15 protein-coding genes are annotated in these 17,381 nt (G+C 34.8%); 5 read left to right on the forward strand and 10 right to left on the reverse strand.

The window, feature by feature from the left end:
• Positions 1–4 precede the first annotated feature (4 nt).
• From aspA to gloA2, 3 genes are all read right to left on the reverse strand, one after another.
• Positions 5–1,438, reverse strand: a complete 1,434-nt coding sequence (gene aspA, locus DN410_RS24575; protein ID WP_149178404.1) for an aspartate ammonia-lyase — start codon at positions 1,436–1,438, stop codon at positions 5–7.
• A gap of 173 nt (positions 1,439–1,611) precedes the next feature.
• Positions 1,612–2,910: a hemolysin family protein gene (locus tag DN410_RS24580; RefSeq protein ID WP_149178405.1), complete on the reverse strand. Its 1,299-nt coding sequence runs from the start codon at positions 2,908–2,910 to the stop codon at positions 1,612–1,614.
• A gap of 108 nt (positions 2,911–3,018) precedes the next feature.
• Complete coding sequence (gene gloA2, locus DN410_RS24585) at positions 3,019–3,405, reverse strand: SMU1112c/YaeR family gloxylase I-like metalloprotein (protein WP_149178406.1); 387 nt, start codon at positions 3,403–3,405, stop codon at positions 3,019–3,021.
• 91 nt (positions 3,406–3,496) lie between these two features.
• Between gloA2 and DN410_RS24590 the strand changes: the two genes are divergently transcribed.
• The 3 genes from DN410_RS24590 (at position 3,497) to DN410_RS24600 (ending at position 7,472) form a co-directional block, all read left to right on the forward strand.
• A complete protein-coding gene (locus DN410_RS24590) occupies positions 3,497–4,675 on the forward strand; it encodes a NupC/NupG family nucleoside CNT transporter (RefSeq protein ID WP_149178407.1) in 1,179 nt (392 codons plus the stop codon).
• Positions 4,676–4,958: 283 nt separating this feature from the next.
• Entirely contained in the window at positions 4,959–5,975 is a 1,017-nt protein-coding gene (locus tag DN410_RS24595; protein WP_304520158.1) for an LCP family protein, read from the forward strand.
• A 234-nt stretch (positions 5,976–6,209) separates the two neighbouring features.
• Complete coding sequence (locus DN410_RS24600; protein ID WP_149178409.1) at positions 6,210–7,472, forward strand: VanW family protein; 1,263 nt, start codon at positions 6,210–6,212, stop codon at positions 7,470–7,472.
• A gap of 54 nt (positions 7,473–7,526) precedes the next feature.
• On the opposite strand, the gene DN410_RS24605 is transcribed toward DN410_RS24600, so the two are convergent.
• The gene (locus tag DN410_RS24605) at positions 7,527–7,799 is read right to left on the reverse strand and encodes a hypothetical protein (protein ID WP_149178410.1); all 273 of its coding nucleotides are present in this window, start codon (positions 7,797–7,799) and stop codon (positions 7,527–7,529) included.
• Positions 7,800–7,814: 15 nt separating this feature from the next.
• A complete protein-coding gene (locus DN410_RS24610; RefSeq protein ID WP_149178411.1) occupies positions 7,815–8,333 on the reverse strand; it encodes an RNase A-like domain-containing lipoprotein in 519 nt (172 codons plus the stop codon).
• A gap of 391 nt (positions 8,334–8,724) precedes the next feature.
• Between DN410_RS24610 and DN410_RS24615 the strand changes: the two genes are divergently transcribed.
• A complete protein-coding gene (locus DN410_RS24615) occupies positions 8,725–9,273 on the forward strand; it encodes a TVP38/TMEM64 family protein (RefSeq protein ID WP_149178412.1) in 549 nt (182 codons plus the stop codon).
• 62 nt (positions 9,274–9,335) lie between these two features.
• On the opposite strand, the gene DN410_RS24620 is transcribed toward DN410_RS24615, so the two are convergent.
• The 3 genes from DN410_RS24620 to DN410_RS24630 form a co-directional block, all read right to left on the reverse strand.
• A complete protein-coding gene (locus DN410_RS24620; RefSeq protein ID WP_149178413.1) occupies positions 9,336–11,033 on the reverse strand; it encodes a M4 family metallopeptidase in 1,698 nt (565 codons plus the stop codon).
• 170 nt (positions 11,034–11,203) lie between these two features.
• Positions 11,204–11,332, reverse strand: coding sequence for an NprX family peptide pheromone (locus tag DN410_RS24625; protein ID WP_000751601.1), 129 nt, complete (start codon positions 11,330–11,332; stop codon positions 11,204–11,206).
• On the reverse strand, positions 11,329–12,606 hold the full coding sequence (locus DN410_RS24630; protein WP_149178414.1) for a tetratricopeptide repeat protein: 1,278 nt from the start codon (positions 12,604–12,606) through the stop codon (positions 11,329–11,331). The genes DN410_RS24625 and DN410_RS24630 overlap by 4 nt, the downstream gene beginning before the upstream one ends.
• A gap of 199 nt (positions 12,607–12,805) precedes the next feature.
• Between DN410_RS24630 and DN410_RS24635 the strand changes: the two genes are divergently transcribed.
• Complete coding sequence (locus DN410_RS24635) at positions 12,806–14,269, forward strand: nicotinate phosphoribosyltransferase (protein ID WP_149178415.1); 1,464 nt, start codon at positions 12,806–12,808, stop codon at positions 14,267–14,269.
• Positions 14,270–14,472: 203 nt separating this feature from the next.
• On the opposite strand, the gene DN410_RS24640 is transcribed toward DN410_RS24635, so the two are convergent.
• Both DN410_RS24640 and DN410_RS24645 read right to left on the reverse strand, forming a co-directional pair.
• Positions 14,473–16,839, reverse strand: a complete 2,367-nt coding sequence (locus DN410_RS24640; protein WP_149178416.1) for a heavy metal translocating P-type ATPase — start codon at positions 16,837–16,839, stop codon at positions 14,473–14,475.
• A gap of 26 nt (positions 16,840–16,865) precedes the next feature.
• Entirely contained in the window at positions 16,866–17,243 is a 378-nt protein-coding gene (locus tag DN410_RS24645; protein ID WP_149178417.1) for an ArsR/SmtB family transcription factor, read from the reverse strand.
• Positions 17,244–17,381 lie beyond the last annotated feature (138 nt).

Here is a 17,381-nt window from a genome sequence, read left to right on the forward strand (position 1 = left end):
CACATTACATCTTCTTATTCTTTAGTAAAGAAGCTCCAGCAATTTCAGGATGCGTCATTTCGAATGGATCTAAAATAATATCCAATTCTTCTTCTGTCAGTACACCATGCTCTAAACATAGCTCCCTAACAGATTTTCCTGTTTCAATTGCTTCACGTGCAATGCGAGATGCTGCTTCATAACCAATATGAGGGTTAACTGCCGTAATAATTCCAACACTTTTCTCAACATATTGCTTCAGCAATTCTTCATTTGCTGTAATTCCTTTAATACAATATTCACGGAATACACGGAATCCGTTATTCATAATACTGATAGATTGAATTAAATTAAATACGAGCACAGGCTCCATTACGTTGAGCTCCAGTTGTCCTGCTTCTGACGCTAAGCAAATTGTATGGTCATTACCAATTACTTGGAAAGCGACTTGATTAATTACTTCTGCCATAACAGGATTTACTTTACCCGGCATAATAGATGAACCTGGTTGACGAGCTGGCAATTGAATTTCCGCCAATCCAACACGTGGACCAGATGCCATAATACGAAGGTCATTCGCAATTTTAGACATATTCATCATACATACTTTTAATGCTGCAGATACTTCTGTGTATGCATCTGTATTTTGCGTTGCATCAACTAAATGTTCTGCACCAACAAGTGGGAATCCGCTAAATGTTCGCAAGTGTTTCACCACTTGTTCAATGTAGGTAGGGTTTGCATTTAATCCCGTACCAACAGCTGTCGCCCCCATATTCACTTCATATAAATGTTGGCGAGACTGTTTAATTCTTTTTATATCACGCGCAAGCACTCGGCTATACGCTTCAAATTCTTGACCAAGACGAATCGGCACAGCATCTTGTAAATGTGTACGTCCCATTTTAATGACGTGATCGAACTCTTTTGCTTTTGCACGGAAAGCAGCATGAAGTTCTTCCATTGTAATAAGAAGTTCTTCTAACATCATAAGAGTTGCAATATGAATCCCCGTTGGAAACGCATCATTCGTTGATTGAGCCATATTTACATGCGTATTTGGGCTAATTTTTGCATACTCGCCTTTTTCATATCCCATACGTTCTAACGCTCGATTAGCGATTACTTCATTTGTATTCATATTAATAGAAGTTCCAGCACCGCCTTGAATTGGATCTACAATAAATTGATCATGAAATTTCCCATCAACAATTTCTTGCGCTGCTTCTGCAATTTCGTGTCCAATGTCTTTCGCTAAGTAACCAGTATCGATATTTGCGAGTGCCGCCGCTTTTTTCACAATTGCCATTGCCGTAATAAGTGACGGATGAATGCGATACCCTGTAATCGGGAAGTTTTCTACAGCACGTAATGTTTGTACACCGTAATAAGCTACACTTGGTACTTCCTTTTCACCTAAAAAATCTTTTTCTATACGTATATCCTTCGTTGCTATCATTTTTATCACCTATACTTTTTCATTCTAAATCCTTATCAAAAAAATCCGCCCTCTAAAAACACGAGTATCATTCAGAAGAATTTTTCAGTATCCACCTTCACTATATAGCACCTTTTTTGAAAGCGCAAACATTTATTTTTCTATATATCCTTTTTATTAAAGTTTATAGAAATTCATTCTTCTACTTTCTTTATTTCCACTCGCTTAATTTGATGCATATCCTTTTCAAGGACTTTAAAATAAAAACCGTGTTTCTCAATAATATCCCCTTCAGCAACGATTTGTTTTTGTACCATAATCCAACCACCAATTGTATCTACATCATCAGCAATTAAGTGTATGCCAAATAAATCATTTACTTCGCTAATAAGCACTTTCCCCTCTACAACCTTACACCCTTCACTTATATGTTCTATCGGTGGGTGTTCATCTTCATCATATTCATCTCGGATTTCTCCAACAATTTCTTCTAAAATATCTTCTAACGTAACAATCCCTGCTGTACCACCATATTCATCATATAATACAGCTAACGGAATGTGTCTTCTTTGCATTTGTAATAGTAAATCATGAATAGGAATATTTTCTAACACTTCAATAACTGGACGTGTATATGGTGTAATCGAGCATTCCTCATCTTGATTGCCATCCATATAACGAATAAATAAATCCTTTACATTAACCATTCCAACAATTTCATCTTTATCTTCGCCAAATACAGGATACCTCGTGTACTTTTCTTGTGCGATTACTTTAATATGTGTTTCAAATGGTTCATCTTCATATAAGCCTACAACTTCCGTACGAGGTACCATAATTTCCTTTGCAACTCTATTATCAAATTCAAAAATGTTATTTACGTATTTGAATTCTCGTTGATTAATCTCACCACTCTCATAACTTTCAGATAAGATTAATCTAAGTTCTTCCTCTGAATGAGCTACTTCGTGTTCTGAGGCCGGATGCAAACCAAATAACCCTGTTACAAGCCTTGCTGAACCATTTAAAGCCCAAATAAATGGATACATAACCCGGTAAAAATAAATAAGCGGCTTTGATAATAATAAGCTAACTTGCTCTGCTTTTTGTATAGCAAACGTCTTCGGAGCAAGTTCGCCAATGACAACATGTAAAAATGTAATCACTGCAAAGGCAATAATAAACGAAACTGTACTGGAAACTGTAGGAGATAAATGTAATTTTAAAAATAACGGCTCGAGTAAATGTTTAATGGTTGGCTCCCCTAACCACCCGAGCCCTAAAGCAGTAATTGTAATCCCTAACTGACATGCTGATAAATACTCATCTAAATTGGAAGTTACTTTTTTCGCTGCTAATGCTCCTCGTTTTTTTTCACTGACGAGTTGATCAATGCGACTACTACGTACTTTAATAATTGCAAACTCAACAGCCACAAAAAATGCCGTTAACGCAATAAGAATAACTACCATCAATAATTTTAAAATATCCACATATGTTCTTTAGCTTTCTTAGCTAAAGTTACACCTCCTTTTAAAAAGAAGTTTCACTTTAGTTTCTTCATTTATTTGAAAGCAACCCTATATAAAATTCACCAATTTTCAGCTCTCATACAATTCTAAAGGCAAGCCATCAGGATCTTGGAAAAAGACGAATTTTTTATCCGTGATTTCATCAATACGTATCGCTTCAGTTTCCACACCGCATTGATTTAAATGGTTTACAGCTTCTTCTATATTTGTAACAGCAAATGCTAAATGTCTAAGCCCAGCTGCTTCTGGAAAACTTGGTCGCTCAGGAGGGTTTGGAAATGAAAATAACTCGATTTGATACTCTTCTCCCACACATAAATCTAATTTATAAGAGTTTCGTTCCTTTCTATATACTTCATTTAATGCTTTAAAGCCTAATATTCTAGTGTAAAAATCCTTTGATACTTCATAATTCGAACAAATAATTGCAACGTGATGTACTCTACATATATTCATGGTCTCTCTATTCCTTTCTTTACCAAAGATGCATATTCTCCCTTGAAATGACAAACATATATAGCAGAATATCTCTTTTAGGGGGCTTACTATGAAATTTATTACTTTTTTCGTCGGACTGATTGTTGTTTTCTTACTCGCTTATATTGCTAGCAATAATAAAAAACATATTAAATTTAAACCAATTTTCATCATGCTTATTATACAGTTAATTTTAACCTATTTATTATTAAATACAGAAATCGGCCTCATACTTATTAGAATCATTTCCAGTCTATTTACAAAGCTACTCGAGTATGCTGCTAATGGTATAAACTTCGTATTTGGTGGTCTTGCAAATAAAGGTGAAATGCCATTTTTCCTTACTGTATTATTACCAATTGTCTTTATTTCTGTCTTAATTGGTATATTACAACACTTTAAAATACTACCATTTTTCATTCGTTGGATTGGCTACTTTCTTAGTAAAATAAATGGTCTTGGGAAGTTAGAATCTTACAACGCTATCGCCTCTGCCATTGTCGGCCAATCAGAAGTTTTTATTACGGTAAAAAAACAATTAGCTCAAATTCCAAAACACCGTCTTTATACACTTTGCGCCTCTGCCATGTCAACAGTATCTATGTCCATCGTAGGTGCCTATATGACAATGATTGAACCTAAATATGTAGTAACCGCACTCGTTCTTAATTTATTTAGTGGCTTTATTATCATACTCATCATTAATCCTTACGACGTAAAAGATGACGAAGATATTTTGGAAATAAAAGGTGAAAAACAAAGTTTTTTTGAAATGCTTGGAGAATACATTCTTGATGGTTTCCGTGTAGCCATTGTCGTCGGTGCTATGCTTATCGGATTCGTCGCATTAATTAGCTGCATTAATGATCTATTCCTCATTATATTCGGCATTACTTTCCAGCAATTAATCGGCTACGTCTTTGCACCTATTGCATTTCTTATCGGTGTACCAAGCTCTGAAATTGTCGCGGCTGGTAGCATTATGGCAACGAAGCTTGTAACGAATGAATTTGTAGCCATGATGGACCTTAGTAAAATTTCTAACAGCCTTTCTCCCCGCACAGTTGGTATAATTTCCGTCTTCCTCGTTTCTTTTGCCAATTTCTCTTCCATTGGAATTATTTCAGGTGCGGTAAAAGGATTAAACGAAGAACAAGGGAACGTCGTTGCACGATTTGGTTTAAAATTACTATATGGAGCTACTCTCGTTAGTATTTTATCTGCGATTATCGTAAGCATTATGCTGTAATTAGGTAAAATTTTATCATTTTCTTATCCCTATCTTTTGTATACAATAACGAATAGATGTCTTATAAAGTGAAACTTTAATCAGAGGGGGCTATCCCCCACCTAACTTCATTGTATTCGCTGGACTTTGAGGTGAGAGTTTTACTGCCCGTTAATACGGGATAAATAATCAAGACGTCTATTTTTTATACATGTACAATCGCTTTTATTTAGCGTACAATATTTTTTATGTGTTTGAATACGCTTTTAGATGTATACACTTTGATAGTTTTAAAGGAGAAAAAATGATGAAATCTGACATGAACAAAGATACACGAGCCAAAAAGGGACGCTCAAAGAAAAAACGCCTGCTTTGGCTCCTTCTTATTCCGTTACTAATTGTAGCACTTGGAGCAGGTGGCTACTCCTTCCATATATACAGTAAAGCAAAATCTGTTTTAAGTAATGCTTATGCTGAACTAGGTCGCGGAGATAAATCCAGCAAACGTGAAAAAGCTGTTAAACCTATGACTGATAACATTTCTGTGCTTATTATGGGTGTAGATGAAAGTGATATTAGGGAAAAAAATTATGGGAAAGCAACTCGTACAGATGCGTTGTTACTTGCAACAATTAATAAAAACGATAAATCCGTTAAACTTGTCAGCATTCCACGTGACTCACGTGTCTACATTAAATCGCGTGATAAATATGATAAAATTACACACGCACACGTATTCGGTGGTGTAGATAGTACGATTGATACAGTAGAGAATTTTTTAGATGTTCCAGTTGACTACTATGTAAAATTCAACTTTACATCCTTTATTAAAATTGTCGATTCCCTTGGTGGTATTACTGTCGACGTACCGGTTGAGTTCACAGAACAAAATAGTAAAGACGAAGCAGATGCAATTCATCTAAAAAAAGGACGTCAACATTTAAATGGAGAAGAAGCCCTTGCATTAGCGAGAACTCGTCATATCGATAGTGATTATATGCGCGGTCAACGTCAACAGCTTGTTTTAGAAGCAATTGCTGAAAAAGCATTATCCCTTAATTCAATTAATAAAATTAGCGGCCTACTAGATGCTGTCGACAAAGACTTAAAAACAAATTTAACTTTTGATGATATGATGGCAATTGCCAAAAATTCAATGGATTCAAATTTAAAAATGGACAAATTACAAGTAGAAGGTACTGATAAATATATAGGTGGTATTTATTATTACGTTCCAGACGAAAAAAGTGTCAACGATATATCGACAACACTTCAAGAACATCTCGGTGTTACGAATAAAAATGAGCATAAAAAATTATAATAAAAAGGCTGCTAGATCTTTCTAGACAGCCTTTTTATTATGATTTTCAACATATTTCTCACACATATTGTGACAAAAAGAGACAATTATTACAACAGTGTAACATTTTTTATAAAAACATTACACACATAGTGAAAATAATAGTATACTAGGACATACATACTGTTATTTTCATCATTTTTATACAAAAAATGTAATACATATATTTATACCAATTTTTCTGGGGGGAAATAAATGAAGCTAAGTAAAATACTGATCGGTTCTGCAATTGCTGGAGGCATATTACTTTGTGTAGGCGGTGTTGGCGGATATCAATATGTATCCAAACTAAATAATCAATTAGATACTACTGCATTACCCAATACTACATTTGAAGGTATTTCTCTCGATGGAAAAAATAAAAAAGATATTCAAGCTATTATTAATCAAAAAATAACTGAATTAGATCAAAAATCCCTTACCTACATATTCCAAAACGATAAACAAACTTACACATGGAAAGATTTAGGGATAAATTATAAAGAAAAAGATATTATCGACAAAATCTTTAAAGAACAAGAAGGCAACGCAATAAATCGTTACAAAATGCGGAAGCAAGCTGAGAACGGTGAATTAAAACGTGACTATAAATTAACACCTCAATTAAATACAACTGCTTATGAAAGCTTTATGAAGGATAAATATAATGAAACATTAAAAAATCCTGTTAATGCAGAATTAAAAATTGAAGGTTCTACCGTAAATATTAGCCAAAGTCAAAATGGAGAAAAAATTGATAAAGGAAAATTAACTGATTTAACGAAAAAGGCCATTACTGCTGGTACATCAGACGTTACATTACCAGTTACACTCATAAAACCTGAACGCTCTACAGAAGATATACAAAAAATGGGGATTAAAGAAGTAATCGCTGAATACTCGACTCCAATGGCTGGGCGTAATGGCAATCAATCCTTTAACGTAAATAAGTCAGCTAATACTTTAAGTGGAGTTATTGTAGCACCTGATGAAACATTCAGTTTTAATGGCCGTGTTGGCGTAACTGATGCTGCACATGGTTATAAATCCGCAGCGGTCTATTCACAAGGTAAAGTTATACAAAGTGCAGGCGGAGGCGTTTGCCAAGTTAGTAGTACTTTATATAGTGCAGCTTTAAGAGCAGATTTAGGAATTGTTTCTCGAAGCAATCATTCTATGCCTGTAAATTATTTACCACTTGGGCAAGATGCAGCAGTGGCAGATTACGGTCCAGATTTAAAATTTAAAAACAATACAGGTAACCATATTTATATTCAAGCATTTTCAAATGGAGGCAGTATTACTACGCGCATTTTCGGTACAAATACTGGTAAAAATGTTGAAGTTTCTTCTCAAGTAATTAGTAATACTGGTGATAAAATCACAGCGGTTACGTATAAAAAAGTAACACAAAACGGTGAAGTAATATCAAATGGACAAATTTCAAAAAGCGTATATAAAAGTGCCCCAAAGCAATGAAATACTATCCAACAGACAAGTTTCCAAAAGCATAAAGAAAAAGGCGTGAGTAGATCACGCCTTTTTCTTTTGCAATAATAGTATAAAGGTTTCCAGATGGTCTTTCGTTTCTTCTAAAGACCACATACGATTTCCTTGCTTCGCAGCTAATACGCACGCTTCTTCCCACGCATTCTTTTTTTTCATCGTTACTAATTCATCACGCAATTTCAAAATAATTTCTTCATCTTCTTGCTCTATAAATTCTTCCATCACGTTCACTATTTCATCCTCATGAATACTTAACGTACAGTACGATTTAAGAAAGTATTGTAATGTCGTATACATATGTACTCCCCCTTCTTATTTGTCAGATGGATAAGAAGTAATGATCTTATATCCTAATTCTCCTGACTTATCTCTCGCTAAAACAGTAACTGTTTTTACTAACTTGTCTTTTACATTCATGTTTTTCTTTATTACCGTTTTCCCCACCGGGAATGAGTGAGTTGTATTTAATACGAGACGAGCCTCTTTAGAATTTTTTAACCAATCTTGAATTTCCTTATCATGTTGCTTCAAACTATCTTTTACAGCTTTCGTCGCTGTTTCCTTATCATAGTATGTACTTGCTGCTGATACTTTATCTGTCTTCAAGCGATTCTTCAAATCTTCTTCTGATTTTCCTACATGTCTTTCAATCGTGTGACCATTTTTAGGTGGCCCTTCCATTTCATCTAAAATATTATCACTAATTTTTTCTACTGATGTCGATTGATTCCCTGTTTGTTTCTCTGTTTTTTGTTCTTTTCCTGCACATCCACTTAAAATCAGCATTAATGCTAATACACTACTCAAGAAAAGACTGCTTATTCGTTTCATCATATCACCTCTTCCATGATTATTATCATAACTTCACTAAAAGTCAATTTCACAACGAAAAAACATACACATTTTTTAAATTCCTCATCTATTTTGCCATATAGTTTCATTAAACCACTATTTTCGCCCTACCTATAAATATACCCCTATGTTTTTCAAATTATTTCCCGATTTAAAACACCCACCAAAATGACCAATAAACCCTTTAAATACAAGGTTTATTGGTCATTTTCTCAACACTTAAAATATACCCCATACTTTTATATACCTAATACCCTTATAAGGTATATAAAAGGTGTTTTATCAAAGTTTTTCTACATTATGTAAATTTGCACTTGCCTACACAATAGAAATATGGTGTAATGCAAAAAAAGATAAAGGATTTTAAACAATGGCCGAAACAATTCAAAACTTCTTAACAGACTATTATTCCATCGCAATTCCGCTTAGTATCTTAATTAACATCATCATCAGTCTTTTAGGCGTTATCCCGAGTATTTTTTTGACGGCTATTAACATACAGCTCTTTGGTGTAACAAACGGAACCATTATTTCGATCACAGGTGAGGCACTAGGAGCTATTATCTCGTTTTATATTTATCGTATAGGCCTTCAGAAATTCACTCACAGCAAAGTAAATAAGTATCCAAAGGTAGAACGCCTACTTTATGTAGAAGGTAGAGAGGCCTTTCTACTCGTTCTATCGTTTCGATTGATACCTTTCATCCCATCAAGTATCGTGACTTTATTTGCCGCTCTAGGCAAAATGTCATTACTCTCTTTCAGTATTGCCAGCACAATAGGGAAAATACCGGCCTTATTGATTGAAGTATATTCTGCCTATCATGTCATGAACGGAACGAATGAAGCGAAGTGGATTGTAACAATCGCGGGCGCTATTGGATTGTTTTATTTGTGGAAAAAATGGAGAAAAAAATAAAGAAGGAGCATAGGCTCCTTCTTTATTTTTGAAGTATTTTATTAATAACTTCCCTTAAAACCTTAGTTTATACCAACAGCACTAAATGATTGCTTAACTGCTGCTACTTCCGCAGAAGTCGCACCATATAAATCAGCTGCAGCTTGTACTGCACCAGCACGAGCTTGGCTAAATGTAGTAGATTGCGTGAAGTATTGTGTGTTTGCACGGTAATAAATTGCTCCTAGCTTATCTTTACCAATGCCAGTTACAGTCACACCAGAATGCGTACCGCCATTTGCTAATAAATAAGCTTGTTTGTTAATAATACCACTGTTTGTATGCACCCCACCGTTATCACTAGTACCAGTGTAACGCTTAGAATAATGGTCTGGGTCACCATATTTCGCTGGATCACTCATAGAACGAAGCGCATCCCCAGCTTTACCAGGCGTGTAAATATCTTCACCAATTTCCCAATCTGGGTTACGGTTATCATAGTACTCTACTAAAGTACCAAAAATATCAGAAATTGCTTCATTTAGCGCTCCTGATTCATTTTGATAAATTAAATCTGAACTGTTTTCCGTAACAGCATGCGTTAATTCATGACCAATTACATCAATTCCACCAGATAATGAAGTAAATGTTACACCATCACCATCTCCGTATACCATTTGTGAGCCATTCCAGAATGCATTGTTATACTTACTTCCGTAATGAACTGTCGATTTTAACGGAGCTCCTGCATCATTAATAGAATTTCTGTTAAATGTAGCTTTATAATAATCATATGTTTTACCTGCATAGTAATGAGCATCTACTGCTGCTGCATCATACGCTGCATTAAATACATTATCAGCATCTACCCATAATGTTCCTGGTAATGTCGTACGATTTTTCGCATCATAAGTGAAAATCGTTGCTCCGCGTGTATTATCTTGTAAGTAATAAGACGATCCAGATAACGTTGTATTAAGCGACTTTGTATCTCCTAATACACCTTTACCAGTTCCGACTTTATTTGTTCCAGTTACAGGTTTTCCAGCTGCTTTTGCATCCTGTTTAGGAGCATCTTGTTTCACCGGTGACTTATCATCATTTACGTGATCAAGTTTATTGTATTTATTTAACACTTTACCGCTGTCTGCCTCAATGAAATAGTAATAGTTTCCTGGACTTGGATCTAAGAAGTTTAGATTTACAACGTATGCATATGTTGTTTCTTCACCATTTTGGTATACATATAAGTCTGCTTTTGGTTCTACCTCATATTTCGGTGTTACACCTAAATCTTGCTGTGCGATTTCAATCGCTTTTGCGCCTTCAATCTTATTTTTATTTTTCAACTTTTCCTTCTTGTCCAAATCAGGCGCAACTGTACCTGACAACACTTTTAAAGAGCCATCTTTACTTACGTGAGCTACTTGAGTAGACCCCCATACAGGTACTCCTTCATAAACTTGTTGCATACGTACTACTGTTGAATCAGTTACAGCATCTTTCTTCACTTGCTTCACTTTGAAAGAATCTTGCGCACTCTTTTCCCCTAACTTATAATCACCTTTTGCTGCGTTTAAATAATCAAACACAACAGATTCCGCTTTCTTACCAGTCGCCCCAGTTAGATCACCAGAAATAAACTCAGGTGACTGTACTGTCTCATTGTACTTCTTCGTAGAGAGCACATTTTTAGAATCCGCAAATGCAGATCCTGCCCCTCCAAACGTTGTAACTGCCATTCCTGTCGCTAACACTAATGCTAAACTTTTCTTTTTCATGAACCTTCCCCCTAATAATTTTTTTTTGAAAAAGAGTAGTTTCATATTAGCATTATGTTTTCACTATTAATATACTAAAAATTCAATTAATTAATTTCTCAAGTATTGTAGAATTTTGGGGAACAAATATTGAAAAAACCCCTTTCCGATTGGAAAGGGGTTTTTCAATATTATACATTTACAGTTTGTGATACACCGGAATCTAATCCATAAGTATCCGGTTTACTCGTATACTGTACTCCACCGACAATTGTAAGTACTACTGCAACCGCTAAAATTCCAGCTAATGTTTTTTTCATTTTTCATCCTCCTTATGATTTTCTAACGTTTCAATAACTAACTTATAATAGTGATTACTTTGCTCAAATTGTAGTGATTCGGAAAAATATTCCGCAAGCTCCACATATACTTTCTTCAATTCTATTTTATTTCCCGCTGATTTATAAAACGGGATAGCTTCTAATTCCAAAAATCGTTTATACTCTTGCGCTTCTTCAAAATACTTATATCTAAGCATAAGAAGTAAATACAATTTTGTATTAAATCTCTCTTCAGACTTAGCAGCGCTAATACCTTTTTCAATCCATTCTCTTGCTTCTTCAAACTGCTCTAATTTAATATATGCTAATGCGATTTCATATAATGTGTCTATATAATTTAAATCTATTTGTTTTTGAAGTCGCAAACTCTCTAAATAATAATCTTTCGCTTGATTATACTTTTTCTTTTTATAGTATATATTCCCGATATTACTTAAAGTGATCGCCATTAGAACGTCTTTATCTGCAAAAGCCTCTGATTCCCTCAGTATATTCTCATACATCCCTAAAGCTTCTTCATATTGTCCTTGTTCCGCATAACTTAATGCAATGAGAATTTGGCAGTTTATCACATTCCGAAATTTATACTCATTCCTAAATGCCTCTAGTGCAATATTTGCAAAGTGCAACGTAAGATGTTGAATTTCCAAATGGCTATAAGTAAGGGCGATATTATAATAAATTCCAGTCTCATGATATCCCAGCTCTTTTGCCATGATTTCTGTCTCTAATAAATAACTTAATCCTTTTTTCCACTTATATTGTAAACAGCATAATAATCCCTTACTATACGTATACAACAACTTCTGAAAAGGCGAAAATTTCTTATATGCCTTCTTAAGTTTATCCAACTCCGCCGAAATTTCCACAAAGTCCCTTTTCATCAGTAAATAACGTATATTAAGTAGTTTATAATAATTTATAATTTCAAAATCTAAAACATGTTGCATATCTTCTTGCAATTCATTATATATACGTTCAACCTGTGCCTTGTCCAAACGGACGAGTGCATTCAACCATTCATCCAACTTCCCCTTCACATCTTCCTCTACATCTCTCAAATCCGTCACAGCAATTTCTAACCTTGTGCAGAGCAATTGTAGAATTTCTTCTGACGCTTCAATCTTTCCATTTTCTATTTTACTTAAATATGAGACAGAACAAATGCCCTGACATAATTCTTCTTGTGTCATTTTTTGCTGTAGCCGTTTGTAAAAGACTTGTTTGCCTATTTTTTCTAATGTTTGTTGCATTGTCCTCCTCCATTCTCATTACCCCCATTACTCTAATAATACATAAAATCTATAGAAATATAAATTGATAAATTCTAATTTTCTAAAAAATATGCATTATTTCATTTTTTTCTCTCTTGACTTCATTTCAATATTCCTTCTTTGCTACGAACGGTGAAAAATTGGTATACTATAACCAAATTATGGAGGTGTTTTCGCGATGACTTATTATAAAGACGATAGTTATGCCTTACATACAGATTTATATCAAATCAATATGGCTTATACATATTGGAAAGACGGTATTTATAATCGCCGTTCCGTGTTTGATTTATATTTTCGAAAACTTCCATTCGAAAACGGTTATGCTGTTTTTGCTGGTCTTGAGAAAATTGTAGAGTACATAGAAAATTTCAGTTTTACCGAAAGCGATATCGCTTATTTAGCAGAATTACAATTTGAAGAAGAATTTCTTCATTATTTACAAAATATGAGATTTACCGGTACGATTCGTAGTATGCAAGAAGGTGAAGTTGTTTTTAATAACGAGCCTTTATTACGTGTTGATGCACCACTCGGAGAAGCACAAATTATTGAAACTGCCCTATTAAACATTGTGAATTACCAAACATTAATCGCAACAAAAGCTGCTCGTATGAAGCATGCCGCAACTAATGATGAACTTTTAGAGTTCGGCACAAGACGTGCCCATGAGTTTGATGCTGCCCTTTGGGGTACACGAGCGGCCTTTATTGGTGGATTTTCATCTACAAGCAACGTTCGTGCCGGAAAACGTTTTGGCATCCCTGTAGCCGGTACTCATGCCCATTCTTTCGTTCAAGCATATCGCGATGAATATGTTGCGTTTAAAAAATATGCTGAGACACATAAAAAGTGTGTGTTTCTTGTTGATACATACGACACTTTAAAATCAGGTGTTCCAAATGCAATTCGTGTCGCGAAAGAATTCGGAGATCGTATCGATTTCTATGGCATTCGTCTTGATAGTGGTGACATGGCTTATTTATCTAAAAAGGCAAGAAAACTACTAGATGAAGCTGGGTTTACAAATACAAAAATTATTGCTTCTAGCGATTTAGATGAATACACGATTATGCACCTTAAATCTCAAGGCGCAAAAATAGACGTATGGGGTGTTGGAACGAAATTAATTACGTCCTTTGAACAACCAGCACTAGGAGCCGTCTATAAACTAGTTGCGATTGAAGATACTAACGGAACATTAAATGATACGATTAAAATTTCATCTAACCCGGAAAAGATTACTACTCCAGGCTTGAAACGAATTTACCGTATTATTAACCGAGTTAATAACCATGCAGAAGGCGATTATATTGCATTAGATGCTGAAGAACCCGGAAAAGAAGAACGATTAAAAATGTTTCATCCGGTTCACACATATATAAGTAAATTCGTAACAAACTTTGAAGCATGTGAACTGCATAAAGATATTTTCGTTAACGGCAAACGAACATACGAATTACCAAGCATATTAGATATTCAAAAATATAACGAACAGAGCCTCGCACTATTTTGGGAAGAATATATGCGAACTTTAAATCCCGAAGAGTACCCTGTCGATTTAAGCCAAGAATGTTGGGATCATAAAATGAATTACATTCAAACTGTTCGAGAACAAGTTGAAAAAAACATACAAAAATAAACAGAGAAGTTGCTCCTTCTCTGTTTTTTCAATACTATATGTATCTTCTTGGAAGATATATTAAAATAAGAAGACAAATATATTTTATTTGTAAATTTTAATATTACGGTATTTCAAAATAAAATAATATTTGGTATTATTTTATTGAGTCAATTTCAACAAAATAACCAATAAAAAAGAGGACGCAACCCGCGTCCTCTTTTTTATAAATCTTTCACTCGTAATACACGCATTGCATTTAATACTGCAATTAACGTCACACCCACATCTGAGAAGACCGCTTCCCACATTGTTGCAATACCGAACGCACCAAGTAATAAAACTAACCCTTTAACACCTAATGCAAATATAATATTCTGCCATACAATGCTTCTTGTACGTTTTGCAATTTTTACAGCTGTCGCGATTTTCGAAGGTTCATCAGTCATTATAACGATGTCTGCCGCTTCAATTGCTGCATCAGACCCTAAGCCACCCATCGCAATACCAACGTCTGCACGCGCTAATACTGGCGTATCGTTAATACCATCACCAACGAAAGCAACTTTTTCTTTCCCATGCTTCGCTGCATCGATTTTTTCAATTTCTTCTACTTTTTGTTGTGGTAACAACTCTGCATGAACTTCATCTAAACCTAACTCTTTACCAACAGCTTCACCAACTGGTTTTGCATCACCAGTTAACATGACGGTCTTCTTAATGCCTAGTTCTTTTAACTTTTGAATCGCTTGTTTTGAATCCTCTTTTACCTCATCAGAGATAACAATATAACCCGCATATTTACCATCTACAGCAACGTGAACTAATGTACCTACAGTTTCTGATTGCTTAAATGTAATGTTTTCTTTTCTCATTAATTTCGCATTACCTGCAAAAATTTCTTTCCCTTGTACTTTTACAACCGTACCATGACCAGAAATTTCACTATAGTCTTCAATACTATTTTCATCGATTGATTTTCCGTATGCATTTCGAATAGATTGTGCAATCGGATGATTTGAATACACTTCTGCAAATGCTGCGTATTCTAAAAGCTTCTCAGCTGTAGTGCCTTCACTCGGCTGCATTTTCGTAACTTTAAAGACACCTTTTGTTAATGTTCCTGTTTTATCAAAAACGATATATTTCACATCATTCAATGCTTCTAAATAGTTACTTCCTTTTACTAAAATACCACTTTTAGATGCCCCACCAATTCCTCCAAAGAAACCAAGAGGTATTGATACAACTAACGCACATGGACAAGAAATAACTAAGAATACTAACGCTCTATAAATCCACTCTGAGAATGTAGCACCTTCTAAAATAAGTGGTGGAATAAACGCCATGATCGCCGCTGTAATAACTACGACTGGCGTATAATAACGCGCAAACTTCGTAATAAAGTTTTCTGTTGGTGCTTTTTTGCTACTTGCATTTTGTACTAAATCTAAAATTTTTGATACAGTAGATTCACCAAATTCTTTTGTCACTTCAATCGTTAATACACCATTTTGATTTACAAAACCACTTAATACATCATTTCCAACTTCTACTTCACGTGGTACAGATTCCCCTGTTAACGCTGAAGTATCCATCATCGATGTTCCTTCGACTACTTTTCCGTCTAATGGTACTTTCTCACCTGGCTTAACAATAATATAATCGCCAATTTGTACATCTTCTGGTGATACTTGTTTCGTTTCATTTCCAATCTTCACATTCGCATAATCAGGACGAATATCCATTAATGACGTAATTGATTTTCGAGAACGATTTACCGCAATACTTTGGAATAGTTCCCCTACTTGATAGAATAACATTACCGCAACGGCTTCTGAATATTGCTGAATTGCAAAAGCTCCTACAGTTGCAATTGCCATTAAAAAATTTTCATCGAACACTTGGCCGCGAGTTATATTTCTTATCGCTCTCCAAACGATATCTCCACCTATTAATAAATAAGCAAGGACGAATAATGGAATTGTTATCATTTGTGGTAAATCAGCTAAGGCAGCAACTGCTGTCAAAATTCCACCGACTACTAATCGCCCTATCATCTTTTTCACATTTCCATCACCGTGATCGTGACTGTGCCCATGGTCGTGTCCAGCTTTCTCTTCACGGACAACTTTCACATCTGGCTCTAACTTTTGAACAACATTTGTTATGTCTTCTATAGTTGCTTCTACTTCTCTTTTATTGGCAACTTCTACTCGCAATTTCTTGGATACGAAATCCACAGTTGCTTCTGAAACAGACGGCATTTCCTTTACCTTATTCTCAATCTTCATTGCACAATTTGCACAATCTAAACCTTCTAATATAAATACTTCTTTTGCAATTTTTGTTTTTCGTTCTTCTTGTACTTTAATATGCGGTTCTAATTTTGTAACGAGTTGCTTCGCTTCCGTAACAACTTCATTCTCTCTATTTTGCGGCGTTTCTAAAACCATCGTCTTTGTTGCGAAGTTTACAGAGCAAGAATTTACTCCTTCTATATTCCCAACGCCCTTTTCAATTTTCATTGCACAGTTCGCACAATCTAAACCTTCTAACATCAGTTTCTTTTTCACTAATGCTTCAGCCATCGTTATCTCCCTCCTCGAGTTCTGATTTATTCTTCCTCGTTTACGTGTTCAAACGCTTGCTCGAAGATATGAATTACGTGTTGGTCAGCTAACGAATAATAAACAACTTTTCCTTCTTTACGATTTTTTACAAGCTTCGCTTGCTTTAATACACGAAGCTGGTGCGAAATAGATGATTGTGTCATTCCTAATAAATAAGCTAAATCACAAACGCACATTTCAGCTTCAAATAACGCATGTAATATTCTCGTACGTGTACGGTCACCTAATACTTTAAATAATTCTGCTACTTTACTTAAACTTTCATCAGTTGGAATTGTTTGTTTTACTTGATCCACGACTTCTTCATGAATTACCGTTTGAGAACAAGTTTCTTGTGTTGTTACTACTTTATTTTCAGCCATTATAGCTCACCTCTTTAATTGAACATATGAACAATCATTCATATATCTTATACTTTTATTATATGAGCGCCTATTCATATGTGTCAATAAAAATCAAAAGATTTTTTTGACAATTCCGTTCACATTTCAACATAAACA

The sequence above is a fragment of the Bacillus sp. SH5-2 genome, assembly GCF_008368905.1.
GTDB lineage: Bacteria > Bacillota > Bacilli > Bacillales > Bacillaceae_G > Bacillus_A > Bacillus_A luti.